This window comes from Rhodococcus sp. SBT000017 (assembly GCF_003688915.1).
Classification (GTDB): Bacteria; Actinomycetota; Actinomycetes; order Mycobacteriales; family Mycobacteriaceae; genus Rhodococcoides.
In genome coordinates, this window is sequence record NZ_REFU01000001.1 from 356,924 (window position 1) to 379,548 (window position 22,625).

General features: G+C 64.4%; 20 protein-coding genes, 1 tRNA gene and 1 pseudogene. 9 read left to right on the forward strand and 13 right to left on the reverse strand.

All coding sequences use genetic code 11. The features are described 5' to 3' along the window. Nucleotides 1-51: 51 nt before the first annotated feature. The 5 genes and pseudogenes from AYK61_RS01505 to aceE form a co-directional block, all read right to left on the reverse strand. Entirely contained in the window at nt 52-1,302 is a 1,251-nt protein-coding gene (locus AYK61_RS01505) for a KasA/KasB family beta-ketoacyl-ACP synthase (RefSeq protein WP_032403883.1), read from the reverse strand. Between the two features lie 8 nt (nt 1,303-1,310). Continuing rightward, on the reverse strand, nt 1,311-1,655 hold the full coding sequence (gene acpM, locus AYK61_RS01510; RefSeq protein WP_045199610.1) for a meromycolate extension acyl carrier protein AcpM: 345 nt from the start codon (nt 1,653-1,655) through the stop codon (nt 1,311-1,313). A gap of 88 nt (nt 1,656-1,743) precedes the next feature. Further along, on the reverse strand, nt 1,744-2,652 hold the full coding sequence (locus AYK61_RS01515; protein WP_121869544.1) for an ACP S-malonyltransferase: 909 nt from the start codon (nt 2,650-2,652) through the stop codon (nt 1,744-1,746). Between the two features lie 128 nt (nt 2,653-2,780). Continuing rightward, nucleotides 2,781-4,160: a CdaR family transcriptional regulator gene (locus tag AYK61_RS01520; RefSeq protein ID WP_230596340.1), complete on the reverse strand. Its 1,380-nt coding sequence runs from the start codon at nt 4,158-4,160 to the stop codon at nt 2,781-2,783. 87 nt (nt 4,161-4,247) lie between these two features. Then, nucleotides 4,248-7,057 (reverse strand): annotated as a pseudogene (gene aceE / locus AYK61_RS01525) (pyruvate dehydrogenase (acetyl-transferring), homodimeric type). Between the two features lie 267 nt (nt 7,058-7,324). On the opposite strand from aceE, the gene AYK61_RS01530 reads away from it, so the two are divergent. The 3 genes from AYK61_RS01530 to AYK61_RS01540 all read left to right on the forward strand — a co-directional run bounded on the left by AYK61_RS01530 (nt 7,325) and on the right by AYK61_RS01540 (nt 8,400). Next, nucleotides 7,325-7,747 (forward strand): DUF3052 domain-containing protein, encoded by a 423-nt coding sequence (locus tag AYK61_RS01530; RefSeq protein WP_032379129.1) that lies wholly within the window; start codon nt 7,325-7,327, stop codon nt 7,745-7,747. 32 nt (nt 7,748-7,779) lie between these two features. Continuing rightward, a complete protein-coding gene (locus AYK61_RS01535; RefSeq protein ID WP_121869545.1) occupies nt 7,780-8,241 on the forward strand; it encodes a peroxiredoxin in 462 nt (153 codons plus the stop codon). 87 nt (nt 8,242-8,328) lie between these two features. Continuing rightward, a tRNA-Val gene (locus AYK61_RS01540) sits at nt 8,329-8,400 on the forward strand. 36 nt (nt 8,401-8,436) lie between these two features. Here AYK61_RS01540 and AYK61_RS01545 read toward each other — a convergent pair. Then, nucleotides 8,437-9,093 carry a TetR/AcrR family transcriptional regulator gene (locus AYK61_RS01545; RefSeq protein ID WP_121869546.1) on the reverse strand — a complete coding sequence of 219 codons (657 nt, stop codon included), beginning with the start codon at nt 9,091-9,093 and terminating at the stop codon, nt 8,437-8,439. A gap of 92 nt (nt 9,094-9,185) precedes the next feature. Here AYK61_RS01545 and AYK61_RS01550 point away from each other — a divergent pair, with 92 nt between their 5' ends. Further along, entirely contained in the window at nt 9,186-10,589 is a 1,404-nt protein-coding gene (locus AYK61_RS01550) for a DUF1254 domain-containing protein (protein WP_183130126.1), read from the forward strand. Nucleotides 10,590-10,717: 128 nt separating this feature from the next. Continuing rightward, nucleotides 10,718-11,368, forward strand: coding sequence for a nitroreductase (locus AYK61_RS01555; RefSeq protein WP_121872335.1), 651 nt, complete (start codon nt 10,718-10,720; stop codon nt 11,366-11,368). A 12-nt stretch (nt 11,369-11,380) separates the two neighbouring features. Here the strand turns inward: AYK61_RS01555 and AYK61_RS01560 are convergent, their stop codons facing one another. Both AYK61_RS01560 and AYK61_RS01565 read right to left on the reverse strand, forming a co-directional pair. After that, entirely contained in the window at nt 11,381-12,322 is a 942-nt protein-coding gene (locus AYK61_RS01560; protein ID WP_121869548.1) for an NAD(P)/FAD-dependent oxidoreductase, read from the reverse strand. An 18-nt stretch (nt 12,323-12,340) separates the two neighbouring features. Further along, nucleotides 12,341-12,925, reverse strand: coding sequence for a winged helix-turn-helix domain-containing protein (locus AYK61_RS01565; RefSeq protein ID WP_121869549.1), 585 nt, complete (start codon nt 12,923-12,925; stop codon nt 12,341-12,343). A gap of 128 nt (nt 12,926-13,053) precedes the next feature. On the opposite strand from AYK61_RS01565, the gene AYK61_RS01570 reads away from it, so the two are divergent. Beyond that, a complete protein-coding gene (locus AYK61_RS01570) occupies nt 13,054-14,454 on the forward strand; it encodes an amino acid permease (protein WP_121869550.1) in 1,401 nt (466 codons plus the stop codon). A gap of 3 nt (nt 14,455-14,457) precedes the next feature. On the opposite strand, the gene AYK61_RS01575 is transcribed toward AYK61_RS01570, so the two are convergent. Together AYK61_RS01575 and AYK61_RS01580 are read right to left on the reverse strand one after the other, a co-directional pair. After that, complete coding sequence (locus AYK61_RS01575; protein WP_121869551.1) at nt 14,458-15,627, reverse strand: iron-containing alcohol dehydrogenase; 1,170 nt, start codon at nt 15,625-15,627, stop codon at nt 14,458-14,460. 34 nt (nt 15,628-15,661) lie between these two features. Then, nucleotides 15,662-17,155, reverse strand: coding sequence for a CoA-acylating methylmalonate-semialdehyde dehydrogenase (locus AYK61_RS01580; protein ID WP_121869552.1), 1,494 nt, complete (start codon nt 17,153-17,155; stop codon nt 15,662-15,664). Nucleotides 17,156-17,267: 112 nt separating this feature from the next. Between AYK61_RS01580 and AYK61_RS01585 the strand changes: the two genes are divergently transcribed. Both AYK61_RS01585 and AYK61_RS01590 read left to right on the forward strand, forming a co-directional pair. Further along, the gene (locus AYK61_RS01585; RefSeq protein ID WP_121869553.1) at nt 17,268-18,173 is read left to right on the forward strand and encodes a LysR family transcriptional regulator; all 906 of its coding nucleotides are present in this window, start codon (nt 17,268-17,270) and stop codon (nt 18,171-18,173) included. A gap of 355 nt (nt 18,174-18,528) precedes the next feature. After that, entirely contained in the window at nt 18,529-19,497 is a 969-nt protein-coding gene (locus tag AYK61_RS01590; RefSeq protein ID WP_121869554.1) for a cobalamin biosynthesis protein, read from the forward strand. On the opposite strand, the gene AYK61_RS01595 is transcribed toward AYK61_RS01590, so the two are convergent. From AYK61_RS01595 to AYK61_RS01605, 3 genes are read right to left on the reverse strand one after another with little or no spacing between them, the layout of a single operon-like run. Then, on the reverse strand, nt 19,438-20,349 hold the full coding sequence (locus AYK61_RS01595) for an SURF1 family protein (RefSeq protein WP_121869555.1): 912 nt from the start codon (nt 20,347-20,349) through the stop codon (nt 19,438-19,440). The genes AYK61_RS01590 and AYK61_RS01595 overlap by 60 nt on opposite strands. Nucleotides 20,350-20,367: 18 nt before the next feature. Beyond that, entirely contained in the window at nt 20,368-20,841 is a 474-nt protein-coding gene (locus tag AYK61_RS01600; protein ID WP_183130127.1) for a low molecular weight protein-tyrosine-phosphatase, read from the reverse strand. Further along, the gene (locus AYK61_RS01605; RefSeq protein WP_121869556.1) at nt 20,838-21,530 is read right to left on the reverse strand and encodes an HAD-IA family hydrolase; all 693 of its coding nucleotides are present in this window, start codon (nt 21,528-21,530) and stop codon (nt 20,838-20,840) included. Before AYK61_RS01605 ends, AYK61_RS01600 begins: the two co-directional genes overlap by 4 nt. 55 nt (nt 21,531-21,585) lie before the next feature. Here AYK61_RS01605 and cobC point away from each other — a divergent pair, with 55 nt between their 5' ends. Continuing rightward, complete coding sequence (gene cobC / locus AYK61_RS01610) at nt 21,586-22,623, forward strand: Rv2231c family pyridoxal phosphate-dependent protein CobC (RefSeq protein WP_121872337.1); 1,038 nt, start codon at nt 21,586-21,588, stop codon at nt 22,621-22,623. Nucleotides 22,624-22,625 lie beyond the last annotated feature (2 nt).

The window sequence follows — 22,625 nt, forward strand, 5'->3', positions numbered from 1 at the left end:
TCATGCACTGCGAGAGCGAGATTCGCTGAGTCGAAGAATCGACTCAGTGCATCACGCCTTTCCGAAGGCGAGCGCTACGTTGTGCCCACCGAATCCGAACGAGTTGTTGATCGCGTAATCGATCTGTCCGACGCGGGGCTCGCCCTTGACGACGTCGAGATCGATCTCGGGATCCTGATTCTCCAAATTCAGTGTGGGAGGGATGATTCCCTCGCGCACTGCCAGCACCGTCAGAACCGACTCGAGAGCGCCGACGGCACCGATCGAGTGGCCCAGAGCGGATTTCGGTGCGTACACCGCTGCGTGATTGCCGACGGCCTTGTTGATCGCCAGCGCCTCGGCGGTGTCTCCGATGGGAGTTGCCGTTGCGTGGGCGTTCACGTGGGTGATGTCGGACTTCTGCAGACCTGCGGTCTCGATCGCACGCTGCATAGCGCGCGCGGCACCCTTGCCCTCCGGGTCGGGAGCCACGAGGTGGAACCCGTCGGAGGTGATTCCGGCACCGAGCAGGCGGGCGTGGATCGTTGCGCCGCGTGCCTTGGCGTGCTCCTCGGTCTCGATGACCATGAGCGCACCCGCTTCACCGAAGACGAAGCCGTCACGATCCTTGTCGAACGGACGTGACGCACCCTTCGGATTGTCGTTGTTGGTGCTCATCGCCCGCATCATGGAGAAGCTGGCGATCGGAACCGCGTCGATGTATCCCTCGACGCCGCCGGTGACGACCATGTCCGCGTCGCCCATCACGATCATCCGCCACGCGTGTGCGATGGCTTCCGATCCCGAGGAGCAGGCGGAGACGGGGGTGATGACGCCGGCCTGTGCTTTGAGCTCGAGTCCGACGACCGCTGCGGGGCCGTTCGGCATGACCATCTGAACGGCGAGCGGAGACACCTTGCGGTAGCCGCCGGCCTTCATCTTGTCGTTCGCGTCGATCAGTGAATCGCCGCCACCGAGGCCGGTACCGATCGACACACCGAGGCGAAGGGGATCGACGTCGGGAGTGCCGGCGTTCTTCCAGACCTCACGACCGAGCACGGTGGCCAGCTGCTCCACGTAGCTCAGGCGACGAATCTCGACCCGTGAGAGCAGGCTCTGCGGGTTCACCGCGAGGTGGCCGCCGATCCGCACGGGCAGGTCGTACTCGGCGACGAAGTCGTCTTCCAGCGTTGCGATTCCGCTGTCGCCGTTCAGCAGACCCTTCCACGTGGCATCGACGTCACCCGCGAGTGACGTGGTCGCAGCGAGGCTGGTGACGACGACACTGGGGAAGCGTCCGTTGGCGGTGGATGGGTTGGTCATGGGCCGTGTCACTCGCTCGCGGAGTCGTCGAGCTTGGCCTTGATAGCTTCTGCGGCTTCGGGGTTCTCCGCTTCGAGCTTCTGGATGTAGTTGACGGCGTCGCCGACGGTGCGCAGACCTGCGAGGTCCTCGTCGGGGATCTTCACGCCGTACTTGTCCTCGGTCTGCACTGCGATCTCGACCATGGAGAGTGAGTCGATGTCGAGGTCGTCCACGAAGGACTTCTCGATGGTCACCTCGGACGGTTCGATGCCCGTGACCTCCTCGATGATCTCTGCAAGTCCGGCGATGAGGTCTTCCTGGCTGGCCACTGTTGTGGCTCCCTTCTCTTCTGTGTAGAACGCCGAAGTCATGTGCTTCGAGACGCGATTGTGCATTTCTGCCACTCGGGGAGTGGAAGTGCGATCCGCAGTGCTGTGACTGCGGAGTGTGTGGGTCGAGCTAACCGAGCTCGGCCATTGCGGAAATGTCCGCCGGTGTCTTCAGGCCGAGATTGGCAACGCCGCGCAGTTCGCGTTTGGCGATGCCGACCAATGCGCCTGCCGGGGGCAGTTCCACAAGTCCGGTGACCTGCGCGGTGCGCAGGTAGGCGTTGCACAGATCCCATCGCACGGGGCGAGTGACCTGAGCGGCAAGCTTGTTCAGTGCATCGGCACCGGAGGCGACCGGCTGACCGTCCGAGTTGGACAGCAGCGTCCGCGTCGGCTCCGACGGGGTGATGGCGGCAGCGGCTGCGGCAACGGTGTCGCCCGCAGATGCCATGAACTTGGTGTGGAATGCGCCTGCGACCGGCAAAGCGCGAACCCGAGCCTTCTCGGGCGCGCTCTCGGCCAACTCGGCCAGTTTGGTGAGCAATCCGGCTGCGACGATCTGGCCTGCAGCGTTGACGTTGGCCGGGGCGAGGTCGAGTTCTTCGAGTCGCGCCAGGACGGCAGCTTCGTCGCCGCCGAGCACGGCGGACATGCCGGTCGGCTCCAGTGCGCACGCCTTGGCCATTGCTGCGCCACGGACGGCAGCGAGTGACACGGCGTCGTCGGAGGAGATGACGCCTGCGATCGCAGCGGCGGCGAGTTCGCCCACCGAGTGTCCGGCGATGATGGCGTCCTCGGGGAACAGGCCACGAGATGCGATCTCTTCGAATGCGAGCAGGGCCGACGCGACGACCAGGGGCTGGGTCACCGCGGTGTCGGTGATCTCCTCGGCGGTAGCTGTGGTGCCGAGGCGGACGAGGTCGAGACCGGAGGCCTTCGACCACAACGCGAGTCGGTCTGCCGCGCCTGGCAATTCGAGCCAAGGCAACAGCATGCCGGGAGTCTGGGAGCCCTGACCGGGCGCAAGCAACGCAATCACAGGGTTAAGAGAACACCGTCGGGTGCCGAATGAGTGATGTCGCGCTCGATGAACTCTCGACAAGCAATTTGTGGGAACCCTACAAATTGCCTCGTGGGTATCCGCTATCGCCGGAGGGTGGGTCGGCGTTACGTGACCACTTCTCCGAATGTGACCTGTGTGACATATGGGGCAGGATGGGGCGGTTCGTGATGGGTTCGAGCCAACCTACCTACCGTTGCCGCGACCCTGAGCACGTACGCATCGCGCGGGTGAGTGGGGTCGCGACCGGTGACCTCGGCGATTCGCTTGAGGCGATATCGGACCGTATTTGGATGAACAAACAGCTGCCGTGCGCAGGTTTCCACGGCACCACCACAGTCCAGATAGGCGTCGAGCGTGTCGGCCAAACCGGAACCGGCCGCCGCCAACGGAACCACCACGTGATCGTTCAACGCCGATATCGCTGCGCCGTCGTTGAGCAGTGCGCGTTCGGGCAGCAACTCACCTGCGTGCACCGGACGCGGCGCACCCCGCCAACCCGCCACCGCCTGCATCCCGGCGAAGGCCTCCACCGCGCTCGAGTGCGCCGCGCCGAGAGTGCGAGTGGTCGGGCCGATGACGACGGGGCCGTCCGAGAAGTTCTGCAGCATGTCGTCGATGAATGCGCGATGCGTGGCAGTGTCGTCGAGCTGACCGCTCACCACCATCACCAGCCGCGTTCCCTGCACCACGGCAAGTGCCGCGCGGCCGTGCTTCTGCGCCACGGCGTGCACGGTTCCGACCACCGAGACGCCTCGGTCGTCGGGAGGAGTGCCGACCAGTACCGTCGCGGGTGCCGTGGCGTCCCAGTTCAACGTGGCGGCGCGCGAGAGCATGTCCGAGCCGGTGTCTCCACGCACCACCGCGTCGACCACGAGGGCCTCGAGGCGGGTATCCCAGGCTCCACGGGACTCGGCGGCGCTGGCGTAGACCGACGCGGCCGCGAAGCCGAGCTCGCGCCCATACCGCAATACGGCCTCGGTCAGGGCCACCAACTGCTGGTCGTTGCGGGCCAGCGCCGGAAGCCATTGCTCGAAGAACTCCATCGCCACCCGCACCATGTCGACCGTCTGGCGCAGAGTGAGGCGTCGGGCAAGGTCTTGGGGGATGACCTGAAATGCGTCGAGGCTGAAGCGAATATCGCTGTTGGGGTTCTTCAGCCATTCGAGAAAGTTGTCGACGGCTGTCTGAATCAACAGCTGGACGCTGGCACGTTGGGCGGCGTCGAGATCACCGAAGAACGGCAGCTGGCCCTGCATGGTGGTGACGGCCTCGGTCGAGAGTCGGCCGGAGAACTGCTTGACGCGTCGCAGCAGGGCATCGGGCAGTGGATCGCGTTTCTGGCGTGAGGGAGCCAGTGAGGCGACCGGAAGATGCACTTCGTTGTCCGAGGTCAACGACTCACGCAACGCCTCACGGTAGGCGTCGCGTCGGGACACATCGCGTGCGGACGCACTGTCCGGTGAACCGGGCTTCGCATCGGACATAGGGAGAACCTACGCCCGACCCCCGCCCACATCGCGATGGACGTACTTCGCGACGTGGGACGGGGGTCGGGCGATCAAGGGTGGAACCTACGCGGAACCGGTATCGGCGAACGACGTCGGAGCCGCGGTGACGTCGTCGATCTTGTACTTCTCCGCAGCCTCGACAGCCTTGGACTTCTCGATCTCACCGGATGCGGCGAGGGCGGACAACGTGGCGACGACGATCGACTCGGCGTCGACGTTGAACACCCGACGTGCGGCCGGACGGGTATCGGAGAACCCGAAGCCGTCGGTGCCGAGGGTGACGTAATCGCCCGGAACCCACTGACGGATCTGGTCCGGAACGGCGCGCATCCAATCCGAGGACGCGATTACCGGGCCGTTGGCGTCGGCCAGAGCCGAGGTGACGAACGGAACGCGCTTGTCGGCACCCGGGTTGCGCAGGGACTCCTTCTCGGCGTCGACGCCGTCGCGGCGCAGTTCGCCCCATGAGGTCACCGACCAGACGGCCGAACGCACGCCCCACTCCTCGAACAGCAGCTCGCGCGCCTTGCGGGCCGAGACCATGCCGACGCCCGACGCCAGCAGCTGCGCCTCGGGTCCGTCGCCCTCCTGCGGAGCAGCGAACCGGTAGATGCCCTTGAGCAGACCCTCGACGTCCAGGTTCTCCGGCTCGGCCGGCTGTACGTACGGCTCGTTGTAGAGGGTGATGTAGTAGAAGATGTTCTCGCCGCCGAACCCTTCCACGCCTTCGGTGCCGCCGTACATCCGTCGCAGACCGTCCTTGACGATGTGCGCGATCTCGTACGAGAACGCCGGGTCGTAGGCCACGGCCGCCGGGTTGGTCGACGCCAACAGCAGCGAGTGACCGTCGGCGTGCTGCAGACCCTCACCGGTGAGGGTGGTGCGACCTGCGGTGGCGCCGAGCACGAATCCGCGAGCCATCTGGTCTGCTGCCGCCCAGAGACCGTCGCCGGTGCGCTGGAATCCGAACATCGAGTAGAAGATGTACAGCGGGATCATGACCTCGCCGTGCGTGGCGTACGAAGTACCGACCGCGGTGAACGACGACGTCGAACCGGCCTCGTTGATGCCCTCGTGCAGGATCTGGCCGACCGAGCTCTCCTTGTAGGCGAGCATCAGCTCCGAGTCAACCGAGGTGTACAGCTGGCCGTTGCGGTTGTAGATCTTCAGCGACGGGAACCACGAGTCCATACCGAAGGTGCGGGCCTCATCGGGAATGATCGGCACGATTCGGTGGCCGATCTCCTTGTCTCGCAACAGCTCCTTCATGACACGCACGAGCGCCATGGTGGTGGCGACTTCCTGCTTGCCGGAGCCCTTGCGCAGCGTCTTGTACGTGTCGTCGCCCGGCTGCGGCAGCGGCTTGACGTCGACGCGGCGCTCGGGGACGAATCCGCCGAGCTTGTTGCGACGATCGAGCATGTACTGGATCTCGGGGCATCCGGGCCGGGGTGGTAGTACGGCGGCATGTACGGATCCTTCTCGAGCTCCTCGTCGGAGATCGGGATGTGCTGGAGATCGCGGAACGTCTTGAGATCGTCGAGTGTCAGCTTCTTCATCTGGTGCGTGGCGTTACGGCCCTCGAAGTGCTTGCCGAGGGTGTAGCCCTTGATGGTGTGCGCCAGGATGACCGTCGGCTGGCCCTTGTGCGACATCGCGGCCGCGTAGGCAGCGTGCACCTTGCGGTAGTCGTGGCCGCCGCGCTTGAGGTTCCAGATCTCGTCGTCGGACAGATCCTTGACGAGCTCCTTGGTGCGCGGATCGCGGCCGAAGAAGTGATCGCGGACGTACCCGCCGTCGTTTGCCTTGTAGGTCTGGAAGTCGCCGTCGGGCGTGGTGTTCATGAGGTTCACCAGTGCGCCGTCGCGGTCCTTGTGCAGCAGCGAGTCCCACTCGCGGCCCCAGACGACCTTGATGACGTTCCAGCCGGCACCGCGGAAGAACGACTCCAGTTCCTGGATGATCTTGCCGTTGCCGCGGACCGGGCCGTCGAGGCGCTGCAGGTTGCAGTTGACGACGAACGTGAGGTTGTCGAGGCCCTCGGTGGCGGCCACGTGCGCGAGTCCACGCGATTCCGGCTCGTCCATCTCGCCGTCGCCGAGGTACGCCCACACGTGCTGATCGGTGGTGTCCTTGATGCCGCGGTCGTTGAGGTAGTGATTGAAGCGGGCCTGGTAGATGGCGTTCATCGGGCCGAGACCCATCGATACCGTCGGGAACTCCCAGAAGTCCTGCATCAGACGCGGGTGCGGGTACGACGGCAGTCCGCCGCCCTCGTTCACGTGACTGGCCTCCTGGCGGAAGCCGTCCATGCGCTCGGCCGGAATGCGGCCCTCGAGGAAGGCGCGGGCGTAGATGCCGGGGGAGGCGTGACCCTGGATGAAGATGTGGTCGCCGCCGCCCGGGTGGTCCTTGCCGCGGAAGAAGTGGTTGAAGCCGACCTCGTACAGCGCAGCCGACGAGGCGTACGTGGAGATGTGGCCACCGACTCCGACGCCGGGACGCTGCGCGCGGTGCACCATGATCGCGGCATTCCAGCGAATCCAGGCACGGTAGCGGCGTTCCATCGACTCGTCACCGGGGAACCACGGCTCGTTCTCGGTGGGAATGGTGTTGACGTAATCCGTCGACGTCAGCGACGGCAGTGCGACGCGGCGCTCGCCGGCGCGCTCGAGCAACCTGAGCATCAGGTAGCGAGCGCGGTTGGGGCCGGACCTCTCCAACAGGCCGTCGAACGATTCGATCCATTCGTTGGTCTCGTCGTTGTCGATATCGGGCAGGTACGACGCGACACCCTCACGGATGACGCGGACCCGGCCGTCAGAGCCCTTCTTGCCTGCAGACGATGTGTTCTGCCGTTCGCCGCTGTTCACTTCGGACAACGTGTGCACTCCTCAATGTGGCGGACGCTCGGTGTGGCGTCCGGTCCCGGTAGACCCGCCCCTGTGACGGCGGTCTACTTTCCTCGTTCTCGTGATTCCTCCCCAATCCTGCTACATCTTGTCGGTTCTGGTAGTACAGAGGCCCGATACCCACCAGTAGAAATTTATGTACGCAATTTCGGCGCGGTCAGCTTGCGCGAACGGCTTCGACACTGTTCGCTTTGTCTACTGCACCCACAATTCAAGGAGGTCACCACCGTGGTCGCCGCGGCGGACGCTCAGAACTACGCTCAGAAACTTGGCATCACTCGCGACATGGTCGTACAGGAGCTGGGCTGGGACGAGGACACCGACGATGATCTGCGCGCCGACGTAGAAGATGCGATCGGTGGCGAGACCCTCGACGAGGATTCCGACGAGGTGATCGACGTTGTACTGCTGTGGTGGCGCGACGGAGACGGTGACCTGGTCGATGCACTCATGGATGCAATCGGTCCGCTCTCGGACGATGGCATCGTGTGGGTCCTCAGCCCCAAAACCGGCATGTCCGGTCACGTCGAACCCAGTGAGATTGCCGAGTCCGCCCCGACCGCAGGATTGACGCAGACCTCTGCGGCAAACCTCGGTGACTGGATCGGAAGTCGATTGGTTCAGCCCAAGACCCCCGCCACCAAGCGGTAGGGGAGATGCTCGACACAGGAAGACGGTTCTAGATGCCGATCGAGGTTGGCGCGGTTGCGCCCGACTTCACCCTCAAAGACCAGAACAACCAACTGGTCACGTTGTCGTCGTACAGGAACGTGAAAAACGTTCTGCTCGTGTTCTATCCACTGGCCTTCACCGGCACGTGCCAGGGCGAGCTGTGCAAAGTACGCGACGAGTTACCGACCTTCGAGAACGACGACACCGCGGTGTTGGCGATCTCGGTGGGTCCGCCTCCGACCCACAAGATCTGGGCTGCAGAACAGGGCTACACCTTTCCGCTGCTGTCGGACTTCTGGCCGCACGGTGAGGTTGCTCAGGCCTACGGGGTTTTCAACGACACAGCAGGATTCGCCAATCGCGGAACGTTCGTGGTCGACAAATCCGGAATCATCAGGTTCGCCGAAATGAACGGACCTGGCGAGGCTCGCGACAGTTCGTCGTGGTCCGAGGCTCTCGCACAGGTGAGCTGACCTGCGGAATTGTAGTTAGAGATCAGACACGATAAATTTCTCCAAGCGTTCCGGTGGCCCGGGGTTGTCCCCAGGCCACCGGTACTCGGGCGTATAGCTCAGCGGTAGAGCTCTGGTTTTACACACCAGCGGTCGGGGGTTCGAACCCCTCTGCGCCCACCCCTGCCGCATCCTCGGCACTCGACGTTCCGGTCGCTACATTTCGCGGCCGAGCAGCAACAAAAGCAGGACTCTTCGCAGATCCGCGTGAAGCTCGGGTAGGCGTTGTATTCGGCCTGCGCGTACCTCGCGCGCAACCAGTTCGGTAGCGAGGGCCGCAGCGGCAGTAGCGTCGATCTCGGCCGGAGCTCCGTCGATGCCCGCTTGAGCGCGTAGCAACGTCCCGATCCCACGTAGCGTCTGCGCGAACAGTGCGGCCCGTGAGTCGCGTGAAGTGTGTGCGCGATCGCCCACGGTGAGGATCTCCACGAAGAAGGCGCGCGAGCCACCGGGCCGCTCCATCCACCACCGAAGATAACGATGTAGTCCGGCATCGAAAGCGGCGAACATGTCCTCGGCCCCGGACATCTCGCGGGCGGCGTCGCTCAGCTCTTCCCGTAGCGCGTCGCCATGCTGCTCGCACAGGGCGATGAAACACTCGGCCTTGTCGGAGAACAGGGCATAGAACGCGCGATCGGTCACCCGGGCTCGACGGGCCACTTTGGGGACGCTCGCTTTCGAGTAGCCGACCTCGTCGACCAGGTCTTCCATTGCCTGCAACAACCGGGCGCGCTGCGAGGCCTTGACTTCCTCGGCTCCGAGTTTGTGCCGTCCACGAGGGAGCGGAGTTGCACCGGTTTCCGTGTCCGACATCAGTACCTCCTCGCAGATGTGTGTCGTGTGATCCTCATCCAATCATCCGGCCCTGCTTCCCTTTGGACATGCATGCGTGTTTAATGTGGCGCATGACGAAACGACACATCTTCCGTCTCGCGTCGCGGATCGGTCTTGCAACGCTGTTGGTCGTGATCGGTGCCGGGACTGCGAGTGCGGTCGGACCCGCTCCGGGACCGGTTCAGGCAGCTGCCCTGGGGGCGCGAGCTTTCATCTACGGCAATCCGCTGTTGGAATTGCTGCGTGTGCGTGACACGGCCACCAGTGTTCCGTGTCCGGACGACCGCGGCCTCGCTCCGGTGAACGCGATCTCCTCGCGTCCCGCCTTCATCGCGCCGGACGAGAAACTCGTGGTCGCCCCGAACGTCGACACGCTGTACTCCATGGCGCATCTGGATCTGAGCGACGGTCCGGTGGTGCTGTCGCATCCGGACATGGGAGACCGATATTTCAACTTTCAGCTTATGGACTCGTACACGAACGTGGTCGGTTACGTGGGCTCTCGCACCAGTGGTTCAGATGCCGGAAAATTCGCGATCACCTGGTCCGGCGCGCCTGGCCCTGAAGTCCCCGGTGTCACCACCATCACCGTGTCGGACAGCAGGATCTGGTTGCTCGGACGCACACTTGCCGGCGACGAAGCCGACCGCGCCGATGCATTCGCGCTGATGAGCCAATACACGGTCACACCTCCCGCGGGTCCGCAGACGTTCACCGACTGCGCGCCCTTCGTTCCCGTGGAGCCGCCGAAGCCGGAGGGAACCGCGCTTCTCGACGCCATCAGCGCTGCCATGGAACAGAATCCGCCTCCGATTCGCGACGCAGCCGAGCTTGCCGAACTAGCGCGCATCGGCGTCGGACCCGGACTGCGCGTTGCCGATGCGGGCCTGAGTCCGGTCGCATTCCGCGCACTAGATCAAGCCGTGCGTGCTGCAGAGTCCTCGTTGCCGGCTGTGGTGAGCGGCTCGCAGTATGCGGGCGCGCTCCGCAGTCAGGGGTGGTCGTCACCGCCGGACACCATTGGTGACTACGGAACCGATTACGTCACCAGGGCGGGCGTGGCAGAGATCGGACTCGGAGCCAACACACCGCAGGAAGCGGCTTACGTCACCGCGTTGCTGGACCGAAATGGACTGCCGCTCAACGGGGCGAACAGCTATCGGCTGCACTTCCCGCCCGGTGGGCAACCTCCCGCTGACGCGTTCTTCTCCATCACGGTCTACGACGGGGACGGCTTTTTGCCGTCGGTCCCCGGGAACCGTCACAGCATCAGCGACAGCAGACCCGGCCTGGTCTATCAGCCGGATGGCTCACTGGATATGGTCTTTTCCCGGGAGGATCCCGGAGTGCCCGGTGCGAACTGGCTTCCGCTGCCGGATGGTTCATTTCGCGTATATCTCCGCATGTACGTTCCAGGGTCCGCTGTGCTCGATGGCAGTTGGTCCCCGCCCGGAATCGAACGGTGGAACCGCTAGCCGCAGGCGCGCGGTCACCTGAGCCGTCGAAACTGTACGCAGCGGGTTGATCCACCGGTGTTAGATTCGCTTGCGAAAAGAGCTTTCGACGACTTGAGGTGGATCTGGTGAACGAGTTCGAGTCCCTGATGACACTGCTAGACCAGCGGCACTCGTGCCGGCAATTCCTGCCGAAGCAGGTATCACGGGAGGTGCTCGGACAACTGTTGGCGGCTGCGCAGCGAACTCCGTCCTGGTCCAACACTCAGTCGTGGCAGATCATCGTGACCGAGGGCGATGCCACCCGTAAGTTCTCCGACGCACTGGTGGAGCACGTGGCGTCCGGTGTGCCGCAACCGGACTTTCCGTTCCCGGCCAACTACAACGCCCTGCACCGAGCGCGCAGACGCGAATGCGGTGGCGCGCTGTACGAGAGCATCGGAGTGGTCAAGTCCGACACCGAGGCGACGACTCGCCAATTCATTCGTAACTACGAACTGTTCGACGCCCCGCACGCGGCCATCATCACCACCGACGCCGATCTGGGTGTGTACGGGGCGGTCGACTGCGGGCTGTATCTCCAAACTTTCCTGCTTGCCGCGCAGAGTCTCGGTCTCGGAGCCATCGCTCAGGCAGCGCTCGCCGCATACTCGCCGTTTCTGCACGAATGGTTCGACATCCCGGACACCCGAAAAGTGGTGGCCGGCATCTCCTTCGGCTATCCCGACGAAACTCACCCGATCAACGGATTCCGTACCAGCCGAGCGCCGCTCGACGAGACTGTGAGATTCGTCAGCTGAGCAAATCCGGCGTCAGTGCGAGAGGCGTCGCACGAGTTCTCTGCCCACGTCCGTTCCCGAACGCCAGGCGCTCTCCACTCTGGGCACTCCGGATTCGCACCACTGGTCGCCCGCCAAACCAACGTAGCGTCCGTCTTGCTGCTGAAGTGCGAAGTTCGAATCGTGTTGCGCCGCAGGCTTGGCGAAGGTCCACCGATGAGCGTGAGTCCATGCGGGTGCCGCCGAGACGACGGACAACTCACGTAGCGCGTCGAGAACCGGGGCGATCGCGTCGTCGGGGTTGTCGAGATGTTGCTGCGCTCGTTCCGACGTCGTGTGCACCACCAGAACCGGCGCCCCGTCGCCGCGCCGGGCACCGTCGTCGACGACGAAGTCGATGTCGGGATGATCGTTGACGAACGCGGCGTCCCGGAAGGGAATGTCTAGCCCGTCGAACCCGCATGCCACCGCGATGACGGGAACGTAATCGACGGCATCGGGGACGGCGGTCATTCGCGCCGCCTGCGGATCCGGCATCGCCACCACGATGTGGCCGTCGGGAAGGTCGGTCAACTCGGTGGAATGTTGGATGTCGTAGCCGTCGAGCATGTTTCGTACCAGGGATCGAAGCCCGTTCGGGGTCGCCCAGCGAACCGGTCCGGTCGTCGTGCACGGAACCGTTTCGGGTTTGAGGATGCCGAACGTGTTTGCCCACTGACGGGCCAGGCCCCCGGACTCCCAGTTGGCGACCACCGTCGAGAATTCTTGATCTCGGACGGTGAAGTAGCCCGCCCCCAGATCGACGCGACGGCCGTGTAGCTCCGGCGAGGACATCCGCCCACCCGGAGCGCGTCCTCTGTCGACGATGCGGAACGGCACGTCTGCGTCGCGGAGAACCTGCGCACAGGCCGCACCGGCTATGCCGGCACCGACGATGGTGACCGGATCGGTGATGCTGCCCGTTTCGGAGTTCATCGGTCCAGTATGCCGGGATCAGTCGGTCGCGTCGGTGAGCCGAAGGAATTCGGCACCGCGGGGTGAGATTCGGTAGCCGGTCTCGAGGCTGATCGTCAGCCCTAGAGTCTTCAGCCGGCGTACACGGGCTTTGAACGTCTTCGTATCCAGTCCGGCCTGCTCGGCAAGGTCCGCTGCGCGGCGTCCGGGTTCGGCGGCGATGGCCGTCAATACTTCACGTGTCCAAGCAGATTCAGACCGAGAGTCCATCCGCGAAAGCGTTGTCCTCAAAGTGTTCAGTGCGGTCTCGTCCAGTGCGGCATCGTCGGCCAGGACATCACGAGGATCGGCACCGAGGTAGGAGACCTCGATCAGATAGGTGGGATGCGCACTGGGGCCGAAGAACGATCTCACGAGGTGACTGAGCGATATTTCCCCCGCGGCCCGGGCATCCGCGTCGGTCAGCCCGTCAGGATCCACCTCGCGGACGGAGTCGATGCGAATCATGCCCGAGGGTGAGCGCTGAACCGACCCGGCAGTCACTTTCGGACTCGACCAACGTCGATAGACCCGGCGGACCGTACCGTCGGCGATAGCTCGAGCGACGGCGACGGTGAAGATCACGAGCCTGCCTCCATGGTTAGAGACGATATCAAGTCTGCACGCTGTGCGTGGAAAGAACTGCGCCAGAGGCATTCTGGACATATCGGTCACCAGCTGCAGTGGCGTTCACTTTGTGTTCGACTACAGGGATGGCCATTACAGAGAAGCCGGACACCGGCGAGAACGGACTCGGTACCAGCCTGAAGCCACGGCACGTGACGATGATCTCGATAGCCGGAGTCATCGGTGCGGGATTGTTCGTGGGTTCGGCGAACGCCATCGCGACGGCAGGCCCAGCAGTGTTGCTGGCGTATCTGTTCGCGGGAACACTCGTGATTTTGGTGATGCGCATGCTGGGGGAGATGGCGACGGCCAATCCCGACACCGGCTCGTTCTCCACGTATGCCACACGCGCGCTGGGTCATTGGGCCGGATTCTCGGTCGGATGGCTCTACTGGTGGTTCTGGGTGCTGGTGATCCCGGTCGAAGCGACCGCGGCTGCATCCATTCTCACCAACTGGCTCGGCGGAGCGCAATGGATGTGGGCACTGCTCATCGTCATCGCCCTCACCGCGACCAACCTGATCAGCGTCGGCAACTACGGCGAATTCGAGTTCTGGTTCGCCCTGGTGAAGGTCGTGGCCATCATCGCGTTCATCGGCCTCGGGATCGCAGCCATCCTGGGATGGCTACCCGATTCGGAAGTAAGTGGCGTGGACCAACTCTGGGCCTCGGGCGGATTCATGCCCCTCGGGTTCGGCGCGGTGATCGCGGCCATGCTGACGACGATGTTTTCGTTCATGGGCTCGGAAATCGTCACCATCGCCGCTGCCGAATCCAAGGACCCGGCAAAGGGAATCACCCGCGCCACGAACTCGGTGATCTGGCGAATCTCGATCTTCTACTTCGGTTCCATCTTCGTCATCGTCGCGTTGGTGCCCTGGAACGAACTGGACCCCAATACGGGCTCGTACCAATTCGTGCTGTCCAAGATGGGAATCCCGCACGCCGAGACCATCATGGACATCGTCATTCTGACCGCCGTCGCGTCGTGCCTGAATTCGGCGCTCTACACCGCGTCGCGCATGCTGTATTCGCTCGGCGATCGAGGCGACGCACCCAAGTCGGTCAAGAAGATCACCACGAACGGGGTGCCGTGGATTGCGGTGATCGCCTCGATGGTGCTCGGGTTCCTCGCCGTGGTCGGAAATTACATCCTGCCCGAGAAACTCTTCACCTACCTGCTGGCCACCACCGGAGCCGTCGCGCTCTTCGTCTATCTCGCCATCGCCAGCAGCCAGCTGGTGCTGCGGCGTCAACTCGACCGCGACGGCGAACGCCCCGCCGTTCGGATGTGGCTCTACCCGTGGTTGACCTATCTGGCCATCGGGTTCATCGTGTTCGTCCTGGTGATGATGGTGGTCCGGCCGGAACAGCGGTCGTCCATTCTGCTGTCGGCAGTGCTTGCGGCCGTGACCGTGGTCGGTGGAATTGCGGTGCAGCGCCGAAATGCGCGGCGCGACATTGTTGCCGCCCGCGCATCGGAGTGAGTCCTACTGGATTCCCGCATACACCTGCCGGTACAGATCGACGATCTCCTCGGCCGTCGGCACCACCGGATTGTTGCCCGGGCTGCCCGACGCGAGCGCCTGCTCGGCCATGAGCGGCAACAGCTGGTCCCACTTCGCCTTGTCGATACCGAAGGTCTCCGGCGTCGGAACCTCCACCTCACGGCACAATGTGACGATCGCATCCTGCAACTTGCCACCGGCAATCTGATCGGAATCGCTTTCCGACGCCGCGCCCAGTGCGCGTGCGCAGTCGGCGTAACGCGCCGGGGCCCCGGCGATCGAGAACGCCGTGACGGCAGGCAACAGCATCGCGTTGGACAGCCCGTGTGCAACATGGAAGTGCGCGCCGATCGGTCGACTCATGCCGTGCACCAGAGCGACGCTCGCATTGGAGAAGGCCATTCCGGCCTGCGTCGAGGCATGCATCATGGCCTCGCGCGCCCGCCGGTCGTCGCCGTCCCGATACGCGCGCAGCAACGACGTTCCGATCGTGCGAATCGCACTGAGCGCCAAACCGTCGGAAATGGGGTTGGCCTTCTTGCTGACATACGCCTCGATGGCGTGGGTGAGTGCATCGACACCGGTATCCGCCGTCAAGCGCGCCGGCATCGACATCGTCAACTCGAAGTCGATGATCGAGGCGATCGGCAGGAACGACAGGCCGGGGCACAACATCTTCTCGTCCGAGGCGACATCGGTGATGATGGTGAACTGAGTTGCCTCCGAACCACTTCCGGCCGTGGTGGGGATGGCGATGATCGGTAGTGCCGGGCCGGTCGAGAGCACTGGGGCTTTGAAGTCGCGCATCGTTCCGCCCTGCACCGCGAGAATGGCCAGCGCCTTGGCCGTGTCCATCGGACTGCCGCCGCCGAACCCGATGATCGAATCGGCCGAATGCTGCTGAACCGCTTCGAGACCGGCGACCAACGAATCGGTCGTCGGATCCGGAACGGTGCCCGAGAACAGTGCAGGCGTCTTCCCGGCCTCGGTCATGATCTTCATCAAACGATCCGCCGAGCCGTTGCCGGCCATGAACGCATCGGTGACGAGCAACGGCCGTGACACGTCGAGGTCGGTCAGTACCGTCCCCAACTCTTCGACGGCACCGCCGCCCAGCTTGAGGAACCGAGGAAACGAAATATTGGCGACCATGGTGTGCTCCTTCGAGGCTAGCTGTTTTCGGGGCTCAGCTGTTTTCAGGGAAGCCGAGGTTGATGCCGCCGTGGCTGGGATCGAGCCAGCGACTGGTGACGGCTTTGCCACGGGTGAAGAAGTGGACACCCTCGGTGCCGTGGGCGTGGCTGTCGCCGAAGAGGGAGTTCTTCCAGCCGCCGAAGCTGTAGTACGACATGGGAACCGGGATGGGTACGTTGATGCCGACCATGCCGACCTCGACCTCGTTCTGGAAGCGGCGTGCAGCCCCGCCGTCGTTGGTGAAGATGGCGGTGCCGTTGCCGTAGGGATTCTCGTTGATCAGCTGCAGCGCCTCGTCGTAGGTGTCGAGACGGACGACCGAGAGTACGGGTCCGAAGATCTCGTCGGTGTAGATGCTCATGTCGGGAGTGACGTGGTCGATGAGGGTGGGGCCGAGCCAGAATCCGTCGGTGCCACCGTCGGGCTGGACGGTGCGACCGTCGACGACGAGGGTGGCCCCGGCCGCTTCGCCTGCGTCGACGTAGGAGGCGACCTTGTCACGGTGTGCCTTGGTGACGAGTGGACCCATGTCTGCACCTCGGGTTCCGTCGCCGGTGACCAACGGCGTGGTGCGTTCGGCGATCTTGGCGACGAGTTCGTCGGCGATGTTTCCCACGGCCACGAGGGCAGAGATCGCCATGCACCGTTCGCCTGCGGAGCCGAAGCCCGCGTTGACCATGGCGTCGGCGGCGAGGTCGAGATCTGCGTCGGGGAGGACGACGGCATGGTTCTTGGCGCCGCCGAGGGCTTGGACGCGCTTTCCGTGGGCTGTGCCGGTGGAGTAGACGTACTGGGCGATGGGGGTGGAGCCGACGAAGGAGATCGATTTGATCTTCTTGTTCTCGAGGAGTTCGTCGACGGCCACCTTGTCGCCTTGAAGGACGTTGAAGACGCCGTCGGGCAGGCCTGCCTCGGCCCAGAGCTGGGCGAGCCAGATGCTGGCGCTCGGGTCTTTCTCGGAGGGTTTGAGGACGACGGTGTTGCCGGCGGCGATGGCGATGGGGAAGAACCACATCGGGACCATGGCGGGGAAGTTGAAGGGGGAGATGATGCCGACCGGTCCGAGCGGTTGACGGATGGAGTAGACGTCGACGCCGGTGGAGGCGTTCTCGGTGTATCCGCCCTTGAGTAGATGGGCCATGCCGCAGGCGAATTCGACGACTTCTTGGCCGCGGGAGATCTCACCGAGTGCGTCGGAGAGGACCTTCCCGTGTTCGGCGGTGATGATCTCGGCGAGCTCGTTCTTTTTGGCGTTCAACAGTTCTCGGAACGAGAACAGGATGGAGGTTCGCTTGGCGAGGGAGGTGTCGCGCCACGCCGGGAACGCAGCTGCAGCCGCGTCGATGACCGCGCGGGCGTCGCCGGTGTCGGCCAGGGTGAGCGTGCCGGTGACCTCACCGGTAGCGGGGTTGGTGACGGGGGCGGTCCGGTCGGAGGTGCCGGAATATGTCATTCCATCGAGCCAGTGCGTGATGACGTCGGTCAACGTTCGATCCTTCCATCGGTGTGTTCCGAGTCTCACTTGTACGGATGCACATGTCAAAGGCCAAAGCCGCAGATCACTGTGCAGAAATGCACACCGGCGCTAGTCTCGGTGGGTGTTCAACGCAGACAATCTCCGCTACTTCCTCGAAGTGTCGCGGACCGGGCGCTTGACCGACGCCTCGCACACTCTCGGGGTGGACCACACCACCGTCGGTCGGCGCATCACGGCGCTCGAGAAATCGGCCGGGCAGCGCCTGTTCGACAGGACACCGTCGGGCTGGCGACTCACCGAGGCGGGTCGACGCCTCGTCGGATACGCGGAGACCGTCGAATCGACACTCATCGCCGCGTTCGAGGATCAGACCTCCGACACCGGATCGTTGCGAGGGACCGTGCGTATCGCGGCTCCGGACGGGTTCGGGGCATTCGTCCTGACGCCCAAACTGGGGCTGCTCAGGGACAAGCACCCCGATCTCGACATCGAGTTGGTCACCGCCACGGAGCACAATTCTTTGGCCACCAGGGAGTTCGATATCGCGATCACGTTGGAACGGCCATCGCCGAGATTCGTGGTGACTCGCAGGCTGGCGACGTACTCCCTCGGGCTCTACGCTGCCGCACCGTATCTCGCTGCGACGCCCCCTGTCGACACCGTCGAGGATTTGCGAGAACACACTCTCATTTCGTATGTCGACGCTCTGCTCGACGTTGCGCCACTGCGAATACTGGACGCCATCCTTCCCGACGGGCGTGCACGGATACAGACCAACAACATCACCGGTCAGTGGATCGCCGCGAGGTCCGGTGTGGGAATCGCGCCCTTGCCCAGTTACATCGGCGAACCGGACGACGCTCTGACGTCGGTGCTGCCCGGAGTCGTCTCGGTGGAGCGAACCTACTGGACCGTGGTGCCGCGAGAGCTGACCGGTCTGGCGAGGGTGAAGGTGGTCGACGAATTCCTCAGATCGGTCGTGACCGACGAACAGCATCTCTTTGCTGTGCAACAGAAACCACAGTAGATGCGCACAGTCCGAGAGTGTCGGTGGCCGTTGGCATTTGGACGTTCCGATGAGACGGCCGTCTCGTGATGACGGACACACGTGACGCCGACCTCAAAGAAGTGGGAATCGGCGAACATAGGGGTAACAATCTGTTACAGACAAGTCCGCATTGGCGGATCCACACGAGATTCTGGGGGAATCATGACACTGTTCGTAATGGCAACGGTCGGCTTCGTAGGAATGGCAATTGCACTGCTCAACGACGGAAACGACATGAATTTCAGCGGTCGCCAGCTGGCGGGCGCGTACCGCCAGCGCTGAGTCCGGCATACCGAATTCCTGCGCCGGGTGCGCAGTTGGCAAGATTCGTGGGATGTGGACACACCCCCGAGCGATCGGCTTACTGGTCGGCTACGGCCTCGATCGAGTGTTCGCAGACCCACAACGCTGGCACCCGGTTGCAGGATTCGGCACCACAGCACTGCGCGTCGAACACGTCCTCTATCGCGACAGCCGGGCTCTTGGCGTCGTCCACGCAGTCGCGTTGATCGGCTCGGTGACCGCACTCGGCGTCGGGTCGAGTCGCGTGGCCGGTCGTGCAGGTGCACCCACTGAGGTTGCTCTGGTCGCGGCTGCTACCTGGGCGACGCTCGGAGGCACGTCCCTGGCGAAGGTGGGCCGGCAGATGGCGGACCACCTCGACAACGACGACCTCGAGAGCGCACGCGCACTGCTGCCGTCACTGTGCGGTCGAGATCCGGAACCACTCGACTCCGACGGCCTCGCGCGCGCCGCACTGGAGTCCATCGCGGAGAACACCTCCGACGCAACTGTCGGAGTGCTGGTGTGGGGAGCACTGGCCGGGGTGCCGGGAATTCTGGCCTACCGAGCGAGCAACACGCTCGACGCGATGGTCGGCTACCGGTCTCCGAAATATCTGCGCTTCGGTTGGGCCGCAGCACGAATCGACGACGTTCTGAACCTGCTGCCGGCTCGCGTCACCGGCGTGGCGACGGTCGTCGCGGCTCCCTCGGTGCAGGGTTCGCCCGCCCGAGCGCTGAAGATGTGGCGACGCGACGCCGCGCAGCACCCCAGCCCCAACGCAGGTGTTGCGGAGGCGTCGGCTGCCGGGGCACTGGGGCTGCAGCTCGGCGGCAGAACGCAGTACCGACACGGCGTCGAGATCAGGCCGACACTCGGTGACGGCCACTCGCCGACTGCACGCGACCTTCATCGATCGGTCGTACTGTCGAGCCGAGTACAGGAACTGTCTGCTCTCGCGTCAGCGATTCTTGCCGTAGCGATCGGCCAAGCGGGGATCCGACGGCGTCGTCGAGCGTGACGCCGCACGCGCCCTGGCTCGCTTCTCGCGGCGTGTGGGCAGGGTGAATTCTTCTTCCTCGTCGTGAGCGGCCTCGGGTTCGGCGTCCGGCTCGCCGGCCGTCGCGTCGGCGAGTTCGGCACGCGAGTTACGGCGTTCCCGTATCTCCGCCCGAGCGAAATACGCCAGGCCCAGCGGTGCCATGATGCCGAACGCCAGCCACTGCAGACCGTAGGACAGATAGGGGCCTGCGTCGGTCTGCGGCAGTTCGATCAAGCCGAGACCGCCCGGCTGTTCGTCGTCGAGCTGTAGGTATCCGTCGATGGCGTCGACTCCGACCGCTGCGCCGATCTGTTCCGGATTGATGTTGTAGACCTGCAGCCGACCGTCGTCCTCGACGGGCTCGCGCGAGGTGCCCTCGGCTTGGCGTAGCCGTGCGTTCAGCGTCACTTCACCGGCGGGTGCCGCCTCGAACTCGGGCGCTCTGGTTCCCTCCACCGGCAACACGTACCCGCGATTGACGAGCACGGTGGGCCCGCCATCGATCACGAACGGGGTGATGACCTCGTATGCGGGCTGATCACGGATGCTGCGCAGCCGCACCAGGACGTCGGAATCTGCGACATAGGACCCGGGTGCGATGACCCGACGCCACTCGTCCTCGGCCGGAAACCCGTTTGCGGTGAGAACATCGGAGATCGGCACCGGATCCGCGTCGACGGATCGGGTGATCAGATCGTTGCGCTCGGACGTCGAGGTGTTCTTCCCCAGCTGCCACGGAGCGAGCACGCTGAAGCACAGGAACGCAAAGGCCAGCACTACCGCAGCCAGCACCAACCATTTGGGTCGCAGCAAGAACGCTAACTTTCGCACTCCACCACGGTAGCCGGGTCAGCGAGAGAGTCGAGACCGTGCCCAGTCCAGCATGCCGGGAACGGCACTTTCGATCTGCTCGCGCACCTCTGTGAACGCCGAATCGGACGAGTAGTACGGATCGGCCACCGACGAGTCGTCGGCATCGGGATCGAACGACCGCAGCAGTGCGACACGATCTGCCGGAGCGCCGAGCTGCAGTAGGGCGCGCGCATGGCCGGTATCGAGCGCGACGATCAGATCTGCTGCCAGATGATCCGGTCCGACCTGCGCTGCCGCGTGCTCGCTGTCGTATCCGTTGGCATCGAGCTCGGCGACGGTTCGTGGATCTGCGCCGTCGCCCACGTGCCAACCGCCGGTCCCGGCGCTCGAGACACACACCGCGTCGTCCAGACCGGCGTCGCGCAGATGCCCCGCGAAGACCTTCTCGGCCATCGGCGATCGGCAGATGTTGCCGGTGCACACGAACGTCACATGCAGTGGCTCGTTCACAGCACGGCCGCCGTGTTCTGCTCGAGCACGGTGGCCAGTTCGTCCATGCTCGACGCGGTGAACGCGGCGTCGTCGCTCTCGCCGTCGACGCCGTAGCCCCACTCCACGTACACCGTGGGAATGCCGAATCGAGCGGCACCGTGCACGTCGTGGTCACGATCACCGATCATGATTACCCCGGCCGTGCCGCCGTCCACGGACTCCACCGGGTCGATGCCGAGGTTGGTCAGCGAATGCGCGATCACATCGGACTTCGCGCGCCGGGCACCGTCGTTGCTGGCACCGCCGATGAACTCGAAGTACCGCGAGAGGCCGAAGTGGTCCAGAATCCGAACGGCGAATCGCTCCGATTTGGACGTCGCCACACCGAGGCGGACGCCGCGATCCTGCAATCGCGTCAACACCGACTCGATACCGTCGAACGCGGTGTTCTCGGCCCAGCCCCGCTCGTCGTAGCGCTCGAAGTACGCCGCCAGCGCACGTTGCGCCGCATCCTCGTCCAGGCCGAGGCCGCGCAACGTGTCGATCAGGGGTGGTCCGACGACCATCGAGAGCTGTTCCTCGGTCGGCTCGGGGGCGTCCACCGACGCCAATGCATGACGAAAACCAGCGTGAATTCCCGGTGCGGAATCGGTCAACGTCCCATCGAGATCGAACAGGACAACGGACGCGGGAGCATCGACAGACATGGTCGAAGCGTATCGGTGCGGGCTGTTCGACGACGGCGCGGCTACGCTCGTCGCGATGTCCGACACAGCTGCCGATCCCGATGCGCTACTCCGTCACCACGGGGACGTCGAGGTCGATTCCGGATTCGTCGACTTCGCAGTCAACGTGCGCGGTGACGGACCGCCGGCATGGCTTCGCGATCGGCTGGCCGCGGCACTGAGTTCGTTGGGTTCGTATCCTTCTCTGGCTGCGGAGAAGGCCGCGCGCGAGCAGGTTGCCGCACACCACGGCCGTTCACCGGACGAGGTGTTGCTGCTCAGCGGCGGGGCCGAGGGTTTCGCGATGCTGCCCCGGCTGGGGCCCCAGCTCGTTGCGACGATCCACCCGTCGTTCACCGAGCCCGACTGGGTGCTGGAGCAGGCGGGCATCCCGGTGCACCGAGTGATCCTGCCGCCGCCCTTCGAACTCGATCCGACGCTCGTGCCCGATGCCGCCGACATGGTGATCCTCGGCAACCCGACCAACCCCACATCGGTTCTGCACCCACGCGAGACGGTCCTGAGACTTCGTCGACCCGGCCGCACACTGGTGATCGACGAGGCCTTCGCCGACGCCGTGCTCGGGGCGGGGGAATCCGTCGCGTCACAGAGCCTGGACGACGTTCTGGTTCTGCGGAGCCTGACGAAGACGTGGGCGCTGGCGGGGTTGCGATGCGGATACGCATTGGGGCACCCCGACTTCCTCGCGAGGCTGCAGTACGGCCGCGCGCACTGGCCCCTGGGGAGTCTGCAACTCGAAGCGATCCGCGCCTGCACCGAACCGTTCGCCGTCGATCAGGCACGCGCCGAGTCCGAGCGCATCCACTGTGAACGCATCGCGATGATCCCGCGACTCGAGGCTCTTGGCCTCTTTGTCGCAGGCCCGGCCCGGGGGCCGTTTCTGTTGGTGCGCGTCCAGGATGCCGATTTGGTTCGAGAACGCCTGCGCACCATGGGTATCGCGGTGCGGCGCGCAGACACGTTTCCGGGACTCGACCGTCACTACCTGCGCGTCGCAGTACGGGACTCGCAGCAGGTCGACATACTGGTGGACGCGTTGAACACCGTTCTGTGAGG